The following is a 4,081-nucleotide window of genomic DNA, read 5'->3' as shown; positions in this document are numbered from 1 at the left end:
ACTTTTAAACACTTCTAGTAAAGTTAAATAGCTCCTTAATACTTAATATAAATTAGCCTTGCTGATTTTAGGTATGAAAGTCATATTTTTCAGATATTGAATAGTTCTTAATTAACTACAAATTATATCTACAAAGTACCATTGTTGAGCAAAAAAAACTCTTTTTTACCTTCTGACTCTTGTAGGGGCAATTTCCTACGGAATGCTCCTAATTACGCGTTTGCCACAGCATTCGGTTTGCGCAGCATTCCGCAGGAAACGAAATCGCCCCTACTCCTGAATATCATACATTTATTCAGCAACCTCTATAAATTTATTTCAGACAACTATCTCTATTATTTTTCCCTTTTTTTTTCAATATTTACTCCTTCTTTCCTGGATACAACACTCACAGACAAGATGTCTGTGTGACAAAGGTTTTATCATTAATATTTAGACTTCATATACTTGGTATTCGGTGTAATTAAATTCTTCTTTCTTCTTCCCTCTTCCTTCTTCCTTAATTTAAGGAATTAAAGTTGCACTAACTAATTGTTGAGTATAGGAATGTTGAGGGTCATCTAATACTTGGTCTGTTAACCCTGACTCCACAATTTTCCCATTTTTCATCACTAATAAACGGTGAGCAAGTAATCTAACTACTCCTAAATCATGGGTAACTAAAATTACACTTAAGTGGAGATTTCTGACTAGAGAACGAATTAAATCTAATAAACGAGCTTGCACTGAAACATCTAAACCTCCGGTAGGTTCATCCATTAATATTAACCGGGGTTTTGTGACTAAAACACGAGCTAATTGTAACCGTTGCTGCATCCCTCCAGAAAACATTTTTGGTAAATCATCTATCCTATTAATATCTATTTCTACTTGGTTTAACCAATAAGTAGCTTCTTCCCGAATTTTTCCATAATTTTTTACTCCTATATCCATTAAACGTTCACCAATATTTGCTCCAGCAGTTACGTTCATTCTTAATCCATCACGAGGATTTTGTTGAACAAATCCCCATTCAGTTCGTCTTAATAAACGACAATGGGTTTCTGATAGTTTGGGGACTGTTAATATCTCTCCATTAGAAGTAGTATAGGTGATATTTCCATTATCAATAGATATGTATCTTCCAATGGCATTCAAGAGAGTAGATTTACCGGAACCAGATTCTCCTACTATTCCTAAAACTTGGGCAGGATAGAGATTGAAAGATATTTGGTCACAGGCTTTTATATTGCCATAATACTTACTTAAATTTTCTACATTTAATAATGGTTTTAATGTCATATTTTTAGTGAATAGGGAGTAGGGAGTAGTAAACAATTAATAATGCAAGAATTCTTTAATTAGGGTTTGCTGAAAAATTCTCATGGGTGAGGATAGGAGTCAGGAGGTAGGGAGGTTGCACGCAACGTCCGTACAGAGTCAGTAGAAATGGGAATTATAGAGGAAGTAGTAGTCAGAATAGTCCCTTACTTTTTCTGTCGTGCGTGAGTCTTTAATTCTAACTTTTTGAACCTTTTGCAGTTAAAATATCGCACTTTTTCCAGGCTGTGCAAAAGTTAAAACCTTTACCTATTAATGGTTTTAGATTTAATCAGCAAACCCTAATTATTAATTATTGAATACCTAAATCATCANTTTCCAGGCTGTGCAAAAGTTAAAACCTTTACCTATTAATGGTTTTAGATTTAATCAGCAAACCCTAATTATTAATTATTAATTATTCATAGTAGCTAACTAAAACTATTGAAATTATCCAAGAAAAATGTATTGAAAAATACATTCTTCTACCAAAAAGGTAGAGGTAATTATCAATTATCAATTATCAATTATCAATCATCAATTATCCATTATCCATTATCCATGTTATCTAATATTAACTCTGTAAATCCCTGGTTAGTAGCTATAATTTTAAATACTATCTTACTAAGTCTCGTTTATTTTGCTCCCAAAAAATTATTAACTCCCGCAGGAATAGTTCATGCTTGGATACTCGGAGTCTTGATTTGGGGTAGTTTAGGTTGGCCTGGATATGCAGTAGTGGTATTTTATTTTTTGGTGGGTTCCGGGGTGACTCGCATTGGAATGGCCGAAAAGCAAGCTGCCGGAATAGCAGAAAAGCGCGAAGGGGCAAGAGGGCCAGAAAATGTTTGGGGTTCAGCCCTGACTGCTGCTATCTGTGCTGTGGGTATTTTGGTCATTAGTCTCTTATACCCAAATAATCCTCCCATAGAAAATTTACCAGTCTTACTAATGTTGGGTTATGTAGCCAGTTTTAGTACCAAGCTTTCTGATACTTGTGCTAGTGAGGTAGGAAAAGCTTACGGTAAGCGGACATTTTTAATTACAACTCTACAACCAGTGCCACGGGGAACCGAGGGTGCCGTAAGTTTAGAAGGAACTTTAGCTGGCATTGTTGCTTCTGTAGCGATCGCTTTCCTTGGTTGGACTGTAGGTTTAATTGATTTGACAGGAATCGCTTTTTGTGTTATTGCAGCCTTTATTGCTACTAACTTGGAAAGTGTAATTGGGGCAACGATGCAGTCTCAGTTTGAANCATTTTTAATTACAACTCTACAACCAGTGCCACGGGGAACCGAGGGTGCCGTAAGTTTAGAAGGAACTTTAGCTGGCATTGTTGCTTCTGTAGCGATCGCTTTCCTTGGTTGGACTGTAGGTTTAATTGATTTGACAGGAATCGCTTTTTGTGTTATTGCAGCCTTTATTGCTACTAACTTGGAAAGTGTAATTGGGGCAACGATGCAGTCTCAGTTTGAATGGTTAACCAATGAAGTAGTAAATATTATCAATACTTTAATCGGAGCGATCGCTGCAATTTTATTAGCCATAGTTTGGTACTATATAGTAATTAGTAATCAGCCAATAGGTATGAGCTTTTTTGTTTCCTAAATCTTAGCTTTGTACTCCTGACTACTTACTTTATAGTCTAAGTTTATATGTTTAGCTTGAATTATTTTCACCTAAAATCTATAACAATCTTAATTTGAATTGTCAGATATTTTAGATTTTTAGATAACAGGAAAAACTAGATATAGGAATTAGTGAAATTCTCAATCATTCCTGAGAATTTACATAGTTATTACATCTAAATATCTACTTGATTCTCTATCCATTTTTCATATCTGATTCCTGATTGGTATACGATCAAAATTGTGTGAATCAGATTTTAAGTTTTATAGATTAACTATAGACTAAAATTTATTTGTAAAAATATGAGCAAAAGGCGGAATTTTACCAATGGAATCTAAACCACTACTAACAATAGGTGAAGAACAATTATCATGGGGGCAAGGTTTAAAATATTTGCAAGCCTCTGGAAAATTACAATCTTTTGTCACAGAAATTGTCCGTCAATATGTGATAGAAAAAGAATTGGAATCTAGGGAAGATATAAATGTAAATCCAGGAACTATTCAACAGGCAATGATTGATTTTAGATTGCAAAGAAAGCTGGAAGACCAACAAAAATTTCAAGAATGGTTACAACAAAATAGAGTTAACTATAATGCTTTAGAATCACAAATGGAAACTTCTTTTAAACTGAAGCAATTAAGAGATTCTATTACTGCAGAAAAAATCGAAGAATATTTTAATGAGCGTAAAGCAGGTCTAGATTATGTAATTTTATCTAGAATTGTCGTCCAAGATAAAGAATTAGCAGATGCTGTACATAGAAAAATTGTGGCAGAAGGGGGAAAGTTTGAAGATTTAGCTAAAGAACATTCAGTTACAAATGATAAAAATTTTAATGGCATTATGGGTGCAGTTACTTTAGCTAGTTTGCCAGAAGATTTAAGAAATGCAGTTAATTCTGCTAATCCTGGAGATATTTTAGGACCATTTGATACAAATAAATATTGGAGTATATATCGACTAGAGCAGTTACAAGGTGCTTCTTTAGATAATCCTGAAATTAGGAAAAAATTAGATGGTGAATTATTTGAACGTTGGGTAGCGGAGAAACTGAAAGATATAAAAATTACTCTCCATGTAAATGAGTAAATTAATGGATAATGGATAATGGATAATGGATAATTGATAATGGATAATGGATAATTGATAA

General features: G+C 33.8%; 3 protein-coding genes and 1 pseudogene. 3 read left to right on the top strand and 1 reads right to left on the bottom strand.

Annotated features, from left to right (window positions below):
* Window positions 1-504 precede the first annotated feature (504 nt).
* Window positions 505-1,281: a phosphonate C-P lyase system protein PhnK gene (gene phnK, locus AFK68_RS07435; protein ID WP_094672204.1), complete on the bottom strand. Its 777-nt coding sequence runs from the start codon at window positions 1,279-1,281 to the stop codon at window positions 505-507.
* Between the two features lie 579 nt (window positions 1,282-1,860).
* Between phnK and AFK68_RS07430 the strand changes: the two are divergent.
* From AFK68_RS07430 to AFK68_RS07425, 3 genes and pseudogenes are all read left to right on the top strand, one after another.
* Window positions 1,861-2,553: pseudogene (locus AFK68_RS07430) on the top strand (TIGR00297 family protein); the annotation flags it as partial.
* 1 nt (window position 2,554) lies between these two features.
* On the top strand, window positions 2,555-2,907 hold a 353-nt coding region (locus tag AFK68_RS41215), incomplete at its 5' end, for a DUF92 domain-containing protein (RefSeq protein ID WP_371357273.1).
* Between the two features lie 348 nt (window positions 2,908-3,255).
* Window positions 3,256-4,020: a peptidyl-prolyl cis-trans isomerase gene (locus AFK68_RS07425; RefSeq protein WP_094672203.1), complete on the top strand. Its 765-nt coding sequence runs from the start codon at window positions 3,256-3,258 to the stop codon at window positions 4,018-4,020.
* The last annotated feature ends 61 nt before the right edge of the window (window positions 4,021-4,081 follow it).

This window comes from Hydrocoleum sp. CS-953, assembly GCF_002260545.1.
Classification (GTDB): Bacteria; Cyanobacteriota; Cyanobacteriia; order Cyanobacteriales; family Microcoleaceae; genus Trichodesmium.
Note: the sequence above shows the minus strand (reverse complement) of the source record. Positions and strands in the feature narration are given on the sequence as shown.